The 12,914-nt window shown below is 74.1% G+C and carries 13 protein-coding genes; 3 read left to right on the top strand and 10 right to left on the bottom strand.

Annotated features, from left to right (window positions below):
• The first annotated feature begins 93 nt into the window (after positions 1–93).
• On the top strand, positions 94–288 hold the full coding sequence (locus ACZ46W_RS00220; RefSeq protein ID WP_073759056.1) for a hypothetical protein: 195 nt from the start codon (positions 94–96) through the stop codon (positions 286–288).
• Here ACZ46W_RS00220 and ACZ46W_RS00215 read toward each other — a convergent pair.
• Both ACZ46W_RS00215 and ACZ46W_RS00210 read right to left on the bottom strand, forming a co-directional pair.
• Positions 278–1,516: a phosphodiester glycosidase family protein gene (locus tag ACZ46W_RS00215; RefSeq protein WP_468332301.1), complete on the bottom strand. Its 1,239-nt coding sequence runs from the start codon at positions 1,514–1,516 to the stop codon at positions 278–280. The genes ACZ46W_RS00220 and ACZ46W_RS00215 overlap by 11 nt on opposite strands.
• Before the next feature lie 197 nt (positions 1,517–1,713).
• Positions 1,714–2,514 carry an AAC(3) family N-acetyltransferase gene (locus ACZ46W_RS00210; RefSeq protein WP_468328876.1) on the bottom strand — a complete coding sequence of 267 codons (801 nt, stop codon included), beginning with the start codon at positions 2,512–2,514 and terminating at the stop codon, positions 1,714–1,716.
• 224 nt (positions 2,515–2,738) lie between these two features.
• Between ACZ46W_RS00210 and ACZ46W_RS00205 the strand changes: the two genes are divergently transcribed.
• Both ACZ46W_RS00205 and lysA read left to right on the top strand, forming a co-directional pair.
• Positions 2,739–3,089: an SAV_915 family protein gene (locus ACZ46W_RS00205; protein WP_468328873.1), complete on the top strand. Its 351-nt coding sequence runs from the start codon at positions 2,739–2,741 to the stop codon at positions 3,087–3,089.
• A gap of 11 nt (positions 3,090–3,100) precedes the next feature.
• Positions 3,101–4,447: a diaminopimelate decarboxylase gene (gene lysA, locus ACZ46W_RS00200; protein ID WP_468328870.1), complete on the top strand. Its 1,347-nt coding sequence runs from the start codon at positions 3,101–3,103 to the stop codon at positions 4,445–4,447.
• A gap of 18 nt (positions 4,448–4,465) precedes the next feature.
• Here the strand turns inward: lysA and ACZ46W_RS00195 are convergent, their stop codons facing one another.
• The 8 genes from ACZ46W_RS00195 to ACZ46W_RS00160 all read right to left on the bottom strand — a co-directional run bounded on the left by ACZ46W_RS00195 (position 4,466) and on the right by ACZ46W_RS00160 (position 12,913).
• Positions 4,466–5,056 (bottom strand): GTP-binding protein, encoded by a 591-nt coding sequence (locus ACZ46W_RS00195; protein ID WP_468328867.1) that lies wholly within the window; start codon positions 5,054–5,056, stop codon positions 4,466–4,468.
• The gene (locus ACZ46W_RS00190) at positions 5,043–5,408 is read right to left on the bottom strand and encodes a DUF742 domain-containing protein (protein WP_468328864.1); all 366 of its coding nucleotides are present in this window, start codon (positions 5,406–5,408) and stop codon (positions 5,043–5,045) included. Before ACZ46W_RS00190 ends, ACZ46W_RS00195 begins: the two co-directional genes overlap by 14 nt.
• Positions 5,408–5,812 carry a roadblock/LC7 domain-containing protein gene (locus ACZ46W_RS00185; RefSeq protein ID WP_468328861.1) on the bottom strand — a complete coding sequence of 135 codons (405 nt, stop codon included), beginning with the start codon at positions 5,810–5,812 and terminating at the stop codon, positions 5,408–5,410. The genes ACZ46W_RS00190 and ACZ46W_RS00185 overlap by 1 nt, the downstream gene beginning before the upstream one ends.
• Positions 5,809–8,097 carry a sensor histidine kinase gene (locus ACZ46W_RS00180; protein WP_468328858.1) on the bottom strand — a complete coding sequence of 763 codons (2,289 nt, stop codon included), beginning with the start codon at positions 8,095–8,097 and terminating at the stop codon, positions 5,809–5,811. Before ACZ46W_RS00180 ends, ACZ46W_RS00185 begins: the two co-directional genes overlap by 4 nt.
• Before the next feature lie 427 nt (positions 8,098–8,524).
• Positions 8,525–10,165: a phosphoglucomutase (alpha-D-glucose-1,6-bisphosphate-dependent) gene (pgm, locus tag ACZ46W_RS00175; RefSeq protein ID WP_468328855.1), complete on the bottom strand. Its 1,641-nt coding sequence runs from the start codon at positions 10,163–10,165 to the stop codon at positions 8,525–8,527.
• Between the two features lie 223 nt (positions 10,166–10,388).
• Positions 10,389–11,249 (bottom strand): oxygenase MpaB family protein, encoded by an 861-nt coding sequence (locus ACZ46W_RS00170; RefSeq protein WP_468328852.1) that lies wholly within the window; start codon positions 11,247–11,249, stop codon positions 10,389–10,391.
• A gap of 69 nt (positions 11,250–11,318) precedes the next feature.
• Positions 11,319–12,335: an NAD(P)/FAD-dependent oxidoreductase gene (locus ACZ46W_RS00165; protein WP_468328849.1), complete on the bottom strand. Its 1,017-nt coding sequence runs from the start codon at positions 12,333–12,335 to the stop codon at positions 11,319–11,321.
• Positions 12,332–12,913 carry an isoprenylcysteine carboxyl methyltransferase family protein gene (locus tag ACZ46W_RS00160; RefSeq protein ID WP_468328846.1) on the bottom strand — a complete coding sequence of 194 codons (582 nt, stop codon included), beginning with the start codon at positions 12,911–12,913 and terminating at the stop codon, positions 12,332–12,334. Before ACZ46W_RS00160 ends, ACZ46W_RS00165 begins: the two co-directional genes overlap by 4 nt.
• Position 12,914 lies beyond the last annotated feature (1 nt).

Here is a 12,914-nt window from a genome sequence, read left to right as displayed (position 1 = left end):
ACACGCCGTACGCCCGGACGGCGCCCGGGCTCCGCCAGACTGGCCGCCGAATGCCGCACACCGGGTGCGGCGACTGGCCGAGGAGGGCGACACATGGCCGTATCCATCTCCGTGGTGCTGCTTCTGCTGATCCTGGCGGTGATCTTCCTGCGCAACGGTGGGCTCAAGATCTCGCACGCGCTGGTGTGCGGCCTGCTCGGCTTCTTCCTCGCCAGCACGAGTCTGGCGCCCACCATCTACAACGGCGTCTCCGCCACGGCCGACGTCGTCAGCAGCCTCAAACCCTAGGGATCCCGGCTCCCCGGCCCTGGGGCGCTTCCTCTCCCCGTACGAAGATCCCGATGCCGTTCGGCACGGCCCGCTGGAGCCCGCCACTGGGATGGTTGAGCACACTGACCTTCGCCGCGCCGTTCTGCCGGGCCACCAGCGTGGAAGAGCCCCCGCCGTCCAGGTTGACGGCGTCACTCGCGCCCAGGTCCCGCATCGCCTCCGCCACCTCGACGACGGTCAGCCCGCTGCGGAACCCCGGCGAGCCGTCCAGCGCGAGCAGCAGCAGCCGCGTCCCGCCGTCGCGGATGCCCGCGGCCGTGCGCACCGCGGGCGTCACCCGGTCCATCCCGCTCAGCGGCGCACCGCCGCGCAGCACCGGATAACCCCCCACCGCGAAGCGGAACGCACCGTCCGCGACCACCTGCCCGTCCGCGACCAGCGCGTACGTCACCTTCACCCGGTCACCGACCGCCATCCTCCGCAGTTCCCGCGCCCCCGCCTCGCGCCCCACCAGTACCTCCGTGCCCGGCTCGATCGCGCCCCGGCCCGGGGTCTCCGCGACCGCCACGACCTGGCCGCCGCGCACCGTCACCTCGTACGTCTCGGTACTGCACGGCGCGTCCCGCTGGGTGTCGGTCCCGCAAGTGGCGCGCACCCGTGACGCGGCGCCCCAGTCCTTGGTGAACACCCCCACCGAACCCACCGGCAGCGCGTACTGGTTGAGCCCGCCCAGCGGCAGCTCGACCTGCTCGGACGACACCGTCCCGTCCAGCGACAGTTCACCGATCCGCGCCAGACCGTCCTCGCCGACGCCCAGCACCTGGCGGGTGTTCGTGCCGGGCGGCAGGGCGGGGCCGAACCGCTGCCCGTTGGGCACGGCCGCCTTCAGCGGGCGGCCGTCCGCCACGGCGGGGCCGACCGGGGCGCCGGTCGCCTCCACGCCCGGGTGCTGGTTCTCCGACAGGTGGAAGAAGTCGCCGTTGACGCCGCCCACCGCACCGGCACCGTCGGCGAGCGCCGACAGCGGGGAGCGTGCCGCGACCACCCCCGGATACAGCAGGCCCGCCGACACGCGCGCGTTGCCCAGGTCCACCGAGAGCAGATGGGCCCGCGCGGTGCCGCGCGAGGAGGGGATGTCGAACCACCGGTACTCGACCCCCGGCGCGACCCGCTGCCACACGGGTGCCGGGGCGGCGGACGGCGCACCCGCCAAGGAGGCGCCCAGCAAGGACACCAGAAGGAGCATCAGAAACGCACGGCCGCGCAGCACGGTCACAGTCCCCCCACGGTCAAGGGCAACTCCCACAGGTCACGGAAGAGTTGCCCGGCCGCGGCCGGTGACGAACCGCCCCACCATGAACGAATGAGGAAACCTACGCCATTTGGGGGCGGGTCCCCGCGGGGCCGCGTCACCCGTATGGAACGCACCCCACCCGGACGGGGTCAGCGGTTGCGCGCCAGCCACAGCCGCGCGAAGTCCACCGCCTCGGCGACGCCCACCAGCCGGCACCACGCCGACCCGACCACCCCGGTCCGCACGACGCCACCGCCGTCCCGCTCCAGATCCGCCCCCAGCGCGGCGAAGTCACCGTCGTCGAGATCGACGTCCTCGTACTCCCACCACCGCCGCACCCCGCCGTCCCGCACCACACACCGGTACCTGCGGCGCGGCGGCCGCGCCACCCGGTACTCGCCCAGGTGGAAGGCCGTGCAACTGCCGTAACCCGCCCCCAGCAACAGGATCTGCGCCCGCAGGTCGTACAGCCGGGCGAGCGGCGAGTCCTCGCCCAGATGGCAGTCCGGTCGGTGGTCCGAGACGACCTTCTCGGCGTGCGGCCCCAGCGCGGCGAACGACGTCTGCGGGTGCGCGCTGCGCACCGCGCCCGGCCGGGTCCGTACGATCTCCGCCAGCGCCCCGAGCCCCGCGTCGCACGGCATCGTGGCCGCGTCGTACGGCGGCATCGCCGCCCGCACGGCCGCCCGCCGCGCCGCACCCAGCCCGCGCACCCGCTCCCGGTACGCCGCCGAGGTGTCCGAATTGCGCGCCGTGAACGCCGGGACCACCACCGTGCCGTCCGGACCGAGCGCGCCGCGCACCGCGCGCAGCACCGCCTCCCCGCCGCCGGCCACGGGCCCCACCGCCCGTAACGAGGCGTGCACCAGCAGGAACCCGCCCCGCTCCACGCCCAGCCCGGCGAGCTGCGCGGTGAGCTGACGCTCCGTATGGCACCCGGTACCGGTCACAGCCGCCCATGGTAGAGGCTCCGGCGGGTGACGTCGGCCCCCGGAAACAGCCAAGCCGGCGCCACCGCAAGAACCGCGTCAACGCGCGGCGACGTCGCGTCAGTACCGCGTCAACGCGCGCACCCGGCCGGGCCGGCCGGGCATACCGTCGGCAGCACGCCCCGGCGGCCTCCCCTCGTACGCCGGGGCGCCCGTTCCGATCGAGGATCCTCCAGGAGGAACCCATGGCAGAGCTCCCGTGCGGTGACGATCCGGAGCCTTCGCAACCCGTCCCGGCCGGACCGCTGTACGTCCCCGTCCGGCCGGGGCCCCTGGGGTACGCGGTACGGCTGTTCCGCACCCCGCCCGGCGGCCGCACCGCCGTCGGCTTCACCACCGAACACGGGCTCGCCGCCGCACTCGGACCGCACCAGGCATGGATACGGCTCGCCCGCCCCGCCCTGCGGACGCTCACCGCACCCCTGGGCGTCACCACCGTCACCGTGAACCCCCGGTTCACCGCGCCCGCCGCGACCGGCCTCGGGGAGCCCGCCCGCCAGGCGGCCGTACCCGCGCTGTCCCTGCGGGCCGGCTGAAAGGACCGCCCATGACCACCCTGGACACCCCCGCCGCCGAACCGGCGGCGCCCGACGAGAGCGACCTCTCCCTCTGGCCCGCCTCGACCGGGCGGCTGCCCGGCGGCGACCTGTCGGTCGGCGGCGTCCCGCTCGCGGCGATCGCCGACCGGTTCGACACACCCGTCTACGTCCTGGACGAGGAGGAGGTACGCGCCCGGTGCCGGGTCTACCGGCACGCCTTTCCCGACGCCGAGGTGTTCTACGCCGCCAAGGCGTACCTCTCCCGCGCCATGGTGCACTGGGCCGACGACGAGGGCCTCGGCCTCGACGTGTGCTCCGCCGGTGAACTCCAGCTCGCCGTCACCGCCGGCTTCCCGCCCGAGAACATCGTGCTGCACGGCAACGCCAAGTCCCCGCACGACCTGGACACCGCGCTGCGGCTCGGCGTCGGCCGCATCGTCATCGACAGCCCCGCCGAGATCGCCCGCCTGGCGGCCGCCTTGGGCCCGGACGGCCGCCAGAAGGTGATGGTCCGGGTCGCCCCCGGCATCAGCGCGGGCGGCCACGAGAAGATCCGGACCGGCACCGAGGACCAGAAGTTCGGCCTGGCGATCAGCGACGGGTCGGCCCTGCACGCCATCGCCCGCGTCCTGGACCGGCACCCGCGGCTGGAACTGACCGGACTGCACTGCCACCTCGGCTCGCAGATCGCCTCGGCCAAGCCGTACGCCACCGCCGTGCGCCGCATGGTCGGGCTGATGGCACGCCTCCGCGACTCCCACGGCGTCACCCTGCCCGAACTGGACCTCGGCGGCGGCCACGCCATCGCCTACCGCCCCGGCGAACGGGCGCTGGACATCCCCGCACTCGCCCGCACGGTCCGCGCCGCGCTGGCCGACAGTTGCGCCGCCGCCAGACTGCCCGTGCCCCGCCTGCTCATCGAACCCGGCCGCGCCATAGTGGGCCCCGCCGGCATCGCGCTCTACCGGGTCCTGGCCGTCAAACGCACGGGCGAGCACGTCTTCGTCGCCGTGGACGGCGGCATGAGCGACAACCCACGGCCCGCCCTGTACGGCGTGCGCTACACGCCCCGCCTCGTCGGCCGCGGGCCGACGGCCGCCGCCCGCCCGGTCACCGTCGTGGGACGGCACTGCGAGGCGGGCGACGTCCTGGCGGCGGGCGTCGACCTGCCGGGCGACATCCGCCCCGGCGACCTCCTCGCCGTCCCCGCCGCCGGCGCCTACCACCTGTCCATGGCCTCCGGCTACAACCTCGTCGGCCGCCCACCGGTCGTCGCCGTCACCGAGGGCCACGCCCGGCTGCTGGTGCGCCGCGAGTCGCTCGCCGACTTCCGCACCCGGGACGTCGGCCTCTGAGGACGGCGGGGCGCCGCCTCAGACGCGCGCCGTGGTCCGCGCCTTGGTGATGACCGTGTCCAGGAGCGCGAGCAGCGCGCCACGCACGTCGGCCCGGGCACGCGCGTCCAGCATGAGGACGGGCGTGCGCGGGTCGCGCAGGTGCAGGGCGGCCCTGATTTCCCGTTCCGTGTAGAGCTGTTCACCGTGGAAGCAGTTCGCGCCCACCACGAACGGCAGCCCACGGCTCTCGAAGAAGTCGACGGCCGGGAAACTGCGGTCCAGACGACGGGTGTCGACCAGCACGATCGCGCCGAGCGCCCCGTTCAGCAGCTCGTCCCACATGAACCAGAAACGTTCCTGTCCCGGCGTGCCGAACAGGTAGAGGACGACTCCGGCGTCGTCGAGGGTGATGCGGCCGAAGTCCATCGCCACGGTGGTGGCCGTCTTCGACTCGATGCCGTCGAGGTCGTCCACGCCGACCCCCGCGGCCGTCAGCCGCTCCTCGGTACGCAGGGGTTCGATCTCGGAGACGGTCTCCACCAGGGTCGTCTTGCCGACGCCGAACCCCCCGGCGATCAGGATCTTGACGGGGGCCGTTTCCTGGGCAGGGATGTCATATCCGGGCAAGGTTGTCCCTGATTCTCATGAGCAGGTGGACATTGGTGGTCCGGTCTCCCTCCAGGGGCGGCCGGTGGTGGATCAGCCCGCGGTCCGCGAGCTCACCGAGGAGGAGCGCCACCGGGGTCAGGCGCATCCCCATCCGCGCCGCGACCTCGGCGACGGCCCGTCCGTTCGGTGCCGGGCACATGCTCAGGACGGCCTGCCACTCGCTCGGCAGCCCGTCGTGGGCCTCCTCGGTCACGGCCGCCGTGATGGTGGTGTCCATCGTGAGCACGGTGTGCGGCGCGGCTGTACGCCCGTCGGTGAGGGCGTACAGCCGTGTCCGGCGACGGCTTCCGCGCCGCGGTTCGTCGGACATCAGGAGGTGGCAGTCTGGGCGCGCTCAGGTGTGCTCAGCCACTCGCCCAGCGCCTGTGCGGTCCGTACGGCTTCGCCGCCCAGCTCCCCGAGCCGTGCCTTGCGCGACGTCACGACGATGAGCGTGCTGCCCTCGCCGCACCCGACGATGCACAGGTAGCGGTCGTCCATCTCGACGAGCTGGCGGATCACCCGGCCGCCGTCGATCTCGCGGGATATCGCCTTCATGGTCGAGGCGATGCCGGAGGACGCCGCGGCGATGCGCTCCGCCTGGGGACGGTCGAGCAGGTACGCGCTGAGTTTGATCCCGTCGTTGGACAGCAGCACGGCCCCCTGGATGCCGGCGATGCGGCTCAGGTTGTTGTCCAGAACGCTGTAGATCATGTCGTTCGAAGTCGTCGTCATGGCTGATCCTGTCGGAGTTCGATTTCCACTGTCCGGGTGCCCTGTTCGTAGTCGTCCCAGGCGTCCGCCACCTCCTGGGGCGTCGCCGAGTCCGGCCGGGGCGTTGTGTCCGTCGTGCGCGGCTCGCGCAGTTGCTCGGCCATGTGGGTCTGCGGAACGCGCTCGGGCAGGGCCGGGCGGGCGCCGCCGCCGGGGGCCGCCGGCAGCGCCGGGACCTGCCTCACGGGCGCCTGCCGCAGCGGTGTGTGCTCGGCGGGCGTGGCCTGACGGACCGGCAGCGGGTCCGCCACGTGCAGGACCAGTTCGGGCCGGTCGTCCTCGGAGCGGCGCGGTTCGGGCGCGGGCCGGTCCACCGCCGGGGCGGCGGGCGCGGGGGCGTCCACCGGGTCGGCCCCGCGCTCGGTCGGGACGAGGAGCGTCCGAGGGATGATCACCACGGCCGATGTGCCGCCGTACACCGAGCGGCGCAGCGTGACGGTGGCCCCCAACTGGTCGGCGAGGTGGCCGACCACGAAGAGCCCCAGCCGGTGCGCGTTCTCCGCCAGGACCGAGTACGGCGGAGCCGAGTGCAGGCGGCCGTTCATCTCCTCGTACGTCGCGGCCGTCACGCGCGGGCCCCGGTCCTCGACCTCGACCGACAGGCCGTCGGCGACCAGCTCGGCCCGGATGACCACCTTCGACCGGGGCGGGGAGAAGCGGGTGGCGTTGTCCAGCAGCTCCGCCAGGAGGTGGCTGATCTGGCTGATCACCCGCGGTTCCACGCTGATCTCGTCCAGCGCCTGGCGTTCGATCCGGCGGAAGTCCTCGACCTCGGCGGCGGCCTCGCGCAGCAGGTCGGCGACGCGCATGGGCTCGGTGTGCGGGTCGGGGATCTCGCCGCCGGCCAGGATGAGCAGGTTCTCGATCTGTCGCCGCATACCCACCGTCAACTGGTCGGATCGCATGAGCTGGGCCAGCAGCGCCTCGTCGCCGCCGAAGGTGTCCTGGAGCTCCTCGGTCAGCGTGAGCTGGCGGCTGACCAGGTTGCCGGTCCGCGAGGCGATGCCGGCCGCGAACATGCCGAACCCGTGGCGCTCGGCCGCGAGCTGCCGGTGCCCGTCGACGGACACGGCCACCACCCGGGCGAACGCGTCGCTGACCCGCCCCACCTCGTCCTGCTCGCCGGCCACGACCGGCAGCGCCTCCGCGTCGACGGGCTGGCCCTGCTGGAGCCGGGCCACGACGTCCGGCAGCGTCCGCTCGGCGACGGTCACCGTACGTTCGTGCAGCACGCGCAGGCGGCGCAGCACCGAGCGGGTGGTGAACACGATGACGACCGTGACGATCAGCAGCGCGCCGCTGCTGCCCGCGATCAGCCAGGTGACCTCCGTCTCCAGCTCGGACGCCCTGACATCACCGTGATCGAGCAGTGCCCGGGTGCGGTCGGAGTTGAGCGCGTTCAGCTCGGCCGACCACTTCTGGTGGGCGGCCGCCCAGCCACTGATGGTCTTGGGCAGTCGCACGCCGGAGTCGGTGTCCTTGTGGTCGGACAGGACCTCGTTCTCGATCCGGGTCTTGGTCTGCCACGCGTCCGACCCGACGATCCCCGAGAAGCGGTCGCCCTCCTCCACGGGCATGGACGGGACGACCCACCGGTCGTACAGGTGCCGATGGGCGCCGACCGCGTTGACGAAGTCGGCGAACCGGCGCGTGGACAGCTCCCGGGAGGGGCCCGCCAGCGCCAGGATGGTGTCCTCCTGGGCCACCATCTCCGAGGCCGAGAACATGGTGACGACGATCCGGCTCTCGTGGGTGAGCCCCGCGTCCTCCGTGTGGCTGAAGCCGTCCTGGAAGTAGCGGATCATCTGGCTGATCAGATCGCCGTAGAAGGCGACCATGCTGTCGGCGCCGCCGATCCGGGCGTCCGCGCGGTCCCGGTAGGTGTCCAGGTCGTCGAGGCCCTCGACGATCTCCCGGAGGCGGCGGTCGGTCTCCTCGGTCCCCGGCCCGGCGGCGGCCGCCGACCGGCGGAAGGCGTCCGCCGCCGCGTCGGTGGCGGCGCGCTGGGTGCTCAGCGCGGTCTCGGACACGGGGGAGCCCGCCCACCGGGCGGCCGTCATCGTCCGCTCGGCCTGCGTCTCGGTCATGAGCGTGTGCAGGGGAAGACCGATCCGCTCACCGGCCGCCACGTCGTCGCGCAGGTGACCGGACTGCGCCAGCAGCCGCTCCGCGGTCACGGCGACCTGGGCGGTCATCGCCAGGGTGGGAATCAGCGCCAGCAGGATGAGCAGCGTACGGAGGCGCACGGTGCGCCGCCGACGGTGCGTCGGCGGTACACGTGGACCTTCGGGTTCTATGGAAGACATCAGCCCTCGGGAGCGGGAGCGGGGACAGGCCGGCAACCGGGACCGGCACAGCCCTGGGGAGAGGGCGTGGGGGACGGCCGGTCCGGCTTCGGTGACGCGTGCGGGTGCCGATCATAACCAGCCAAGTGGAGTATCGGAGAGGTTGCTTCCGTATTCGGAACGTGGTATTCCGCGCCGGTCGCGTGGTGAAGAAGAGGCTTTCTCGCACCCCAACCGGCATGACGCGCCACGCGCGTTGCCGGAGCACCCCGGGTAACCAATCGGACGCTTCCGGGTGTTTGGGGCACTTCGGCCGGTGGTTCCGGGCGAACCACCGGCCGAATCACCGGCCGAATCACCGGTCGAAAACAGGACCAATGGGCAGGTCTCAGCCGTTCAGGGCCGCCGACACGACCGACCGGGCCTCCTCCTGCACCCGGGACAGGTGATCGGGGCCGAGGAAGGATTCCGCGTACACCTTGTAGACGTCCTCGGTGCCCGAAGGCCGGGCGGCGAACCAGGCGTTGTCGGTGGTCACCTTGATGCCGCCGATGGCCGCCCCGTTGCCGGGCGCCTCCGTCAGCACCGCGGTGACCGGCTCCCCGGCGAGGGTGCCGGCCGTCACCTGGGAGGCGGAGAGCCGGCTGAGGACGGCCTTCTCCTCCCGGGTGGCGGGCGCGTCGACCCGGGCGTACGCCGGCTCGCCGAACCGCGCCGCGAGCGAGGCGTAGTGCTCGCTGGGCGTCCGCCCCGTCACGGCCAGCATCTCGGAGGCGAGCAGCGCCAGGACGATGCCGTCCTTGTCCGTGGTCCACACCGACCCGTCCCGGCGCAGGAACGAGGCACCGGCGGACTCCTCACCGCCGAAGCCCAGCGAGCCGTCGGCCAGCCCGTCCACGAACCACTTGAAACCGACGGGGACTTCCACCAGCCGTCGGCCCAGGTCGGCCGCCACCCGGTCGATCATGCCCGACGACACCAGCGTCTTGCCGACCCCGGCACCGGCCGGCCACCCGTCACGGTGCCGGTACAGATAGGCGATGGCGGCCGCCAGGTAGTGGTTGGGGTTCATCAGCCCGCCGTCCGGCGTGACGATGCCGTGCCGGTCGGCGTCCGCGTCGTTGCCCGTGGCGACCTGGAACCGGTCGCGCCCCTCGATCAGCGACGCCATCGCGTACGGGGACGAACAGTCCATCCGGATCTTCCCGTCCCAGTCCAGCGTCATGAACCGCCAGGTGGGATCCGTGACCGGATTGACCACCGTCAGGTCCAGCCGGTGCTCCTCGGCGATCCGGCCCCAGTACGCCACGGACGCCCCGCCCAGCGGGTCCGCCCCGATCCGTACGCCCGCCGCCCGCACCGCGTCGAGGTCGAGCACCGACGGCAGGTCCCGCACGTACGCGCCGAGGAAGTCGTACCGCCCCGTGGCCGGGGCGGCCAGCGCCCGCGTGTAGGGCAGCCGCCGTACGTCCTTCAGGCCGCCCGCCATGATCTCGTTGGCGCGCTCCTGGATCCAGCCGGTCGCCTCCGAACCGGCGGGACCGCCGTTGGGCGGGTTGTACTTGAACCCGCCGTCGGCCGGCGGGTTGTGCGAGGGGGTCACCACCACGCCGTCCGCCAGGCCCGTGTCGCGCCCCCGGTTGTGGGTGAGGATGGCGTGCGACACCGCCGGGGTCGGGGTGTAGCCGTCGGCCGCGTCGATCAGGACCGTCACGTCGTTGGCCGCGAAGACCTCGATGGCGGTCACCCGGGCCGGCTCCGACAGCGCGTGGGTGTCCGCGCCCAGGAACAGCGGCCCGTCGATGCCCTGCCGGGCCCGGTACTCGCAGATGGCCTGGCTCGTCGCGGCGATGTGGTCCTCGTTGAAGGCCGCGGCCAGGGAGGACCCGCGGTGCCCGGACGTGCCGAAGGCGACGCGCTGGGCCGGCTCCGCCGGGTCGGGGTGCAGGGCGTAGTACGCGGTCACCAGCCGGGCCACGTCGATCAGGTCCTCCGGCCGCGCCGGCCGCCCCGCGCGCTCGTTCGGCATCCGTCCATTCCTCCATGTCGGTCAGGTCCGTCGGTCCGTCAGTCCGTCAAGGACTCGGCCGGTGCGATCAGTACAGGCCGATGATCGCCCGTCGAGCGGGTTTCCCACGAGTGCCCCTCCGCGACGGTGGCGCAGGGGCGTCCCCGTCCGGCATGCCCACTGCGCCGCGGGCCACCCGCACCGCACCGCGATTTTGCGCAAGTCGGCCCGGACCGGTGCCGCTTCAGGCCGAGTTCGCGGTGGGCGGGGGAGGGTGCATGGCCCAGCGGATGGTCCGGGTCAGTGCGTGCCCCGACGCCCGCACGAACGTCTCCTCGACACCCGGGAGGTGCGGCAGCCCGAGCTGCCGCCGCGCCCACAGCGGGAGGGTGGACACCGCGTTCGCGCACAGGACCGCGTACGGGCCCCGGGCGATCCAGGGCAGCGGCGGGTGGAGCAGGATGAACCGGGCGGCCTCGCGCGCCTCCCGCGTGGCGCGCAGCTCCGGGCGGTACGCGGCCAGCCGGTCGGCCAGCCCGGCCCGGTCGCGCGGCGGGTCGGGCACGCCGAGCGCGGCCGCCACGCGGGCGGTGTCGGCGACGTACGCGTCGCAGCCGACGGCGTCCAGCGGATGGGCGCCGTAGCGCTGGTGGGCGGTCAGGAAACTGTCCACCTCGGCGACGTGCACCCACCCCAGCAGGTGCGGATCGGCCGCGTGGTACGGCTCCCCGCTCGCGGTGGTCCCCCGCACGCGTGCGTGCACGGCCCGCACGTGGTCGACCGCACGCTGGGCGTCCTCCGCCGTGCCGTACGTCGTGAAGGCCAGGAACGTGCTGGTCCGCTGGAGGCGCCCCCACGGGTCGCCGCGGTAACCGGAATGGGCCGCTACCGCCGCCATCGCCAGGGGGTGCAAGGACTGAAGCAACAGCGCCCTCAGCCCGCCGATGAACATCGAGGCGTCGCCGTGGACGGTACGGATCGGCCGCTCCGGGCCGAACCAGCGGGGCCCCGGCGTGCCGTGTATCCGGGCACGGTTGACCGGCCCGGCGGGACCCGCGACGCGGGTGAACAGGCTCCGTCCGAGACGCTCCCGCAGATGGTCCATGCGGCAAGTATCCGCCCGGGCCGGGCTCACGGGGAGAGCCGTGCACCACCGGCCCCGGCACCGGCCCCGTCACTGGAGCGCCCGCACGGCCGCCGCGAACACCGGCGGCATCCGCGCGGCCGCCGGTACGACCAGCCGCGCCGTGTCCCGCCGGCAGCCGAACCGGACCAGCGCCTCGGTCAGCAGCCGGTGCCGGCGTGAAAGCCGCCGCCACGCCCTCTCGTACGCTCCCGGCCGCCCCGCCACCAGGCACCGCACCGCCGCCTCCGCCGACGCCAGCGCCAGCGAGACGCCCTCGCCGGTGAGCGCGTCCACGTATCCGGCCGCGTCGCCCACGAGCAGCACCCGGCCCGCCACCCTGCCGCGCACCCGCTGCCGCAGCGGCCCGGCACCGCGCACGGCGTTCACGGCCGCCCCGGCGCCGAGCCGGGCCGCCAGCTCCGGGAAGTGATCCAGGTGCGCGTCGTACGGGCGCCTCGCGCCGCTCAGGACCGCCACCCCGACCAGGTCCTCCGCGACCGGCGTCACGTACGCCTCGCCACCGCCCGACCAGTGCACCTCGACGAAGTCCGACCACGGCGCCATGCGGTAGTGCCGCCGCAGCCCGAACCGCCGGGGCCGCCGGTCCGGCAGCTCCAGCCCGAGCGCCCGGCGCACGGGGGAGTGCAGGCCGTCCGCCGCGACGAACCACCGGGCGCGCAGCCCCGCCGCGGTCACCGTGTCCGGTCCCTGCCGCACCTCGCCGACCCTGCCCGGCACGACCCGTACGCCCAGTTCGGCGGCGCGCCGGGCCAGCGCGGCGCTCAGCACGGTCCGCCGCACGCCCAGCCCCGTACCGTCACGGAAACCGGCCTCGGCGCGGTGCCGGCCGTCCACGTACCGGATGCCGCGCAGCTCCCGGCCGGCCGGACCGATGCCCAGGGCCGCCAGGGACCGCACACCGCCCGGCATGACCCCCTCGCCGCACGCCTTGTCCACCGGCCCCGGACGCGGCTCGACCACCACGGCCTCCATCCCGCGCAGTGCGGCGTGGATCGCCGTGGCCAGCCCGGCGGGCCCGCCGCCCGCCACCAGCAGGTCGATCACCGGGCCCCGCCCGGCACCGCCACCCCGTCGCCGCCCGCCACCCCGTCGCCACCTGGCGCCCCGTCGCCGCCCGTCGCCCCGCCGAGCGCCGCCTCCTCGCAGCGGACGCGCACGGTGAGCAGCACGGCGTTGGAGACCGTGAACAGCGCGGCGGTCAGCCACGCCCCGTGGACCAGCGGCAGTGCCAGCCCCTCGGCCACCACCGCCACGTAGTTGGGGTGACGCAGCCACCGGTACGGGCCGCCGGACATCAGCGGCAGGCCGGGCACCACCAGCACGCGGGTGTTCCAGCGCGGCCCCAGCGTCCGTACGCACCACCAGCGCAGGCCCTGCGCCACGACGACCACGCCCAGCATGGCCCAGCCGAGCCCCGGGGCGAACCGCCGCTCCAGCGCCCACACTTCGGCCACGCAGCCGACGAGGAGACCCGTGTGGAGCACCACCATCACCGGGTAGTGGCCGCGCCCCGACTCCACCGCGCCACGCGCCAGGCTCCAGCGCGCGTTGCGGCGGGCGACCACGAGTTCGGCGAGCCGCTCCAGGCCGACGGCCAGCACCAGCAGGGCGTACCAGATCATG

The organism is Streptomyces sp. NPDC031064, from assembly GCF_055570965.1.
Note: the sequence above shows the minus strand (reverse complement) of the source record. Positions and strands in the feature narration are given on the sequence as shown.

Coding starts and splice junctions, on each gene's coding strand:
- ACZ46W_RS00220 (WP_073759056.1), top strand. CDS start 94: ATGGCCGTATCCATCTCCGTGGTGCTGCTTCTGCTGATCCTGGCGGTG.
- ACZ46W_RS00170 (WP_468328852.1), bottom strand. CDS start 11,249: ATGGACCATCTGCGGGAGCGTCTCGGACGGAGCCTGTTCACCCGCGTC.
- ACZ46W_RS00160 (WP_468328846.1), bottom strand. CDS start 12,913: ATGATCTGGTACGCCCTGCTGGTGCTGGCCGTCGGCCTGGAGCGGCTC.
- ACZ46W_RS00205 (WP_468328873.1), top strand. CDS start 2,739: ATGGCAGAGCTCCCGTGCGGTGACGATCCGGAGCCTTCGCAACCCGTC.
- ACZ46W_RS00185 (WP_468328861.1), bottom strand. CDS start 5,812: ATGACGACGACTTCGAACGACATGATCTACAGCGTTCTGGACAACAAC.
- ACZ46W_RS00190 (WP_468328864.1), bottom strand. CDS start 5,408: ATGTCCGACGAACCGCGGCGCGGAAGCCGTCGCCGGACACGGCTGTAC.
- pgm (WP_468328855.1), bottom strand. CDS start 10,165: ATGCCGAACGAGCGCGCGGGGCGGCCGGCGCGGCCGGAGGACCTGATC.
- ACZ46W_RS00215 (WP_468332301.1), bottom strand. CDS start 1,516: ATGCTCCTTCTGGTGTCCTTGCTGGGCGCCTCCTTGGCGGGTGCGCCG.
- lysA (WP_468328870.1), top strand. CDS start 3,101: ATGACCACCCTGGACACCCCCGCCGCCGAACCGGCGGCGCCCGACGAG.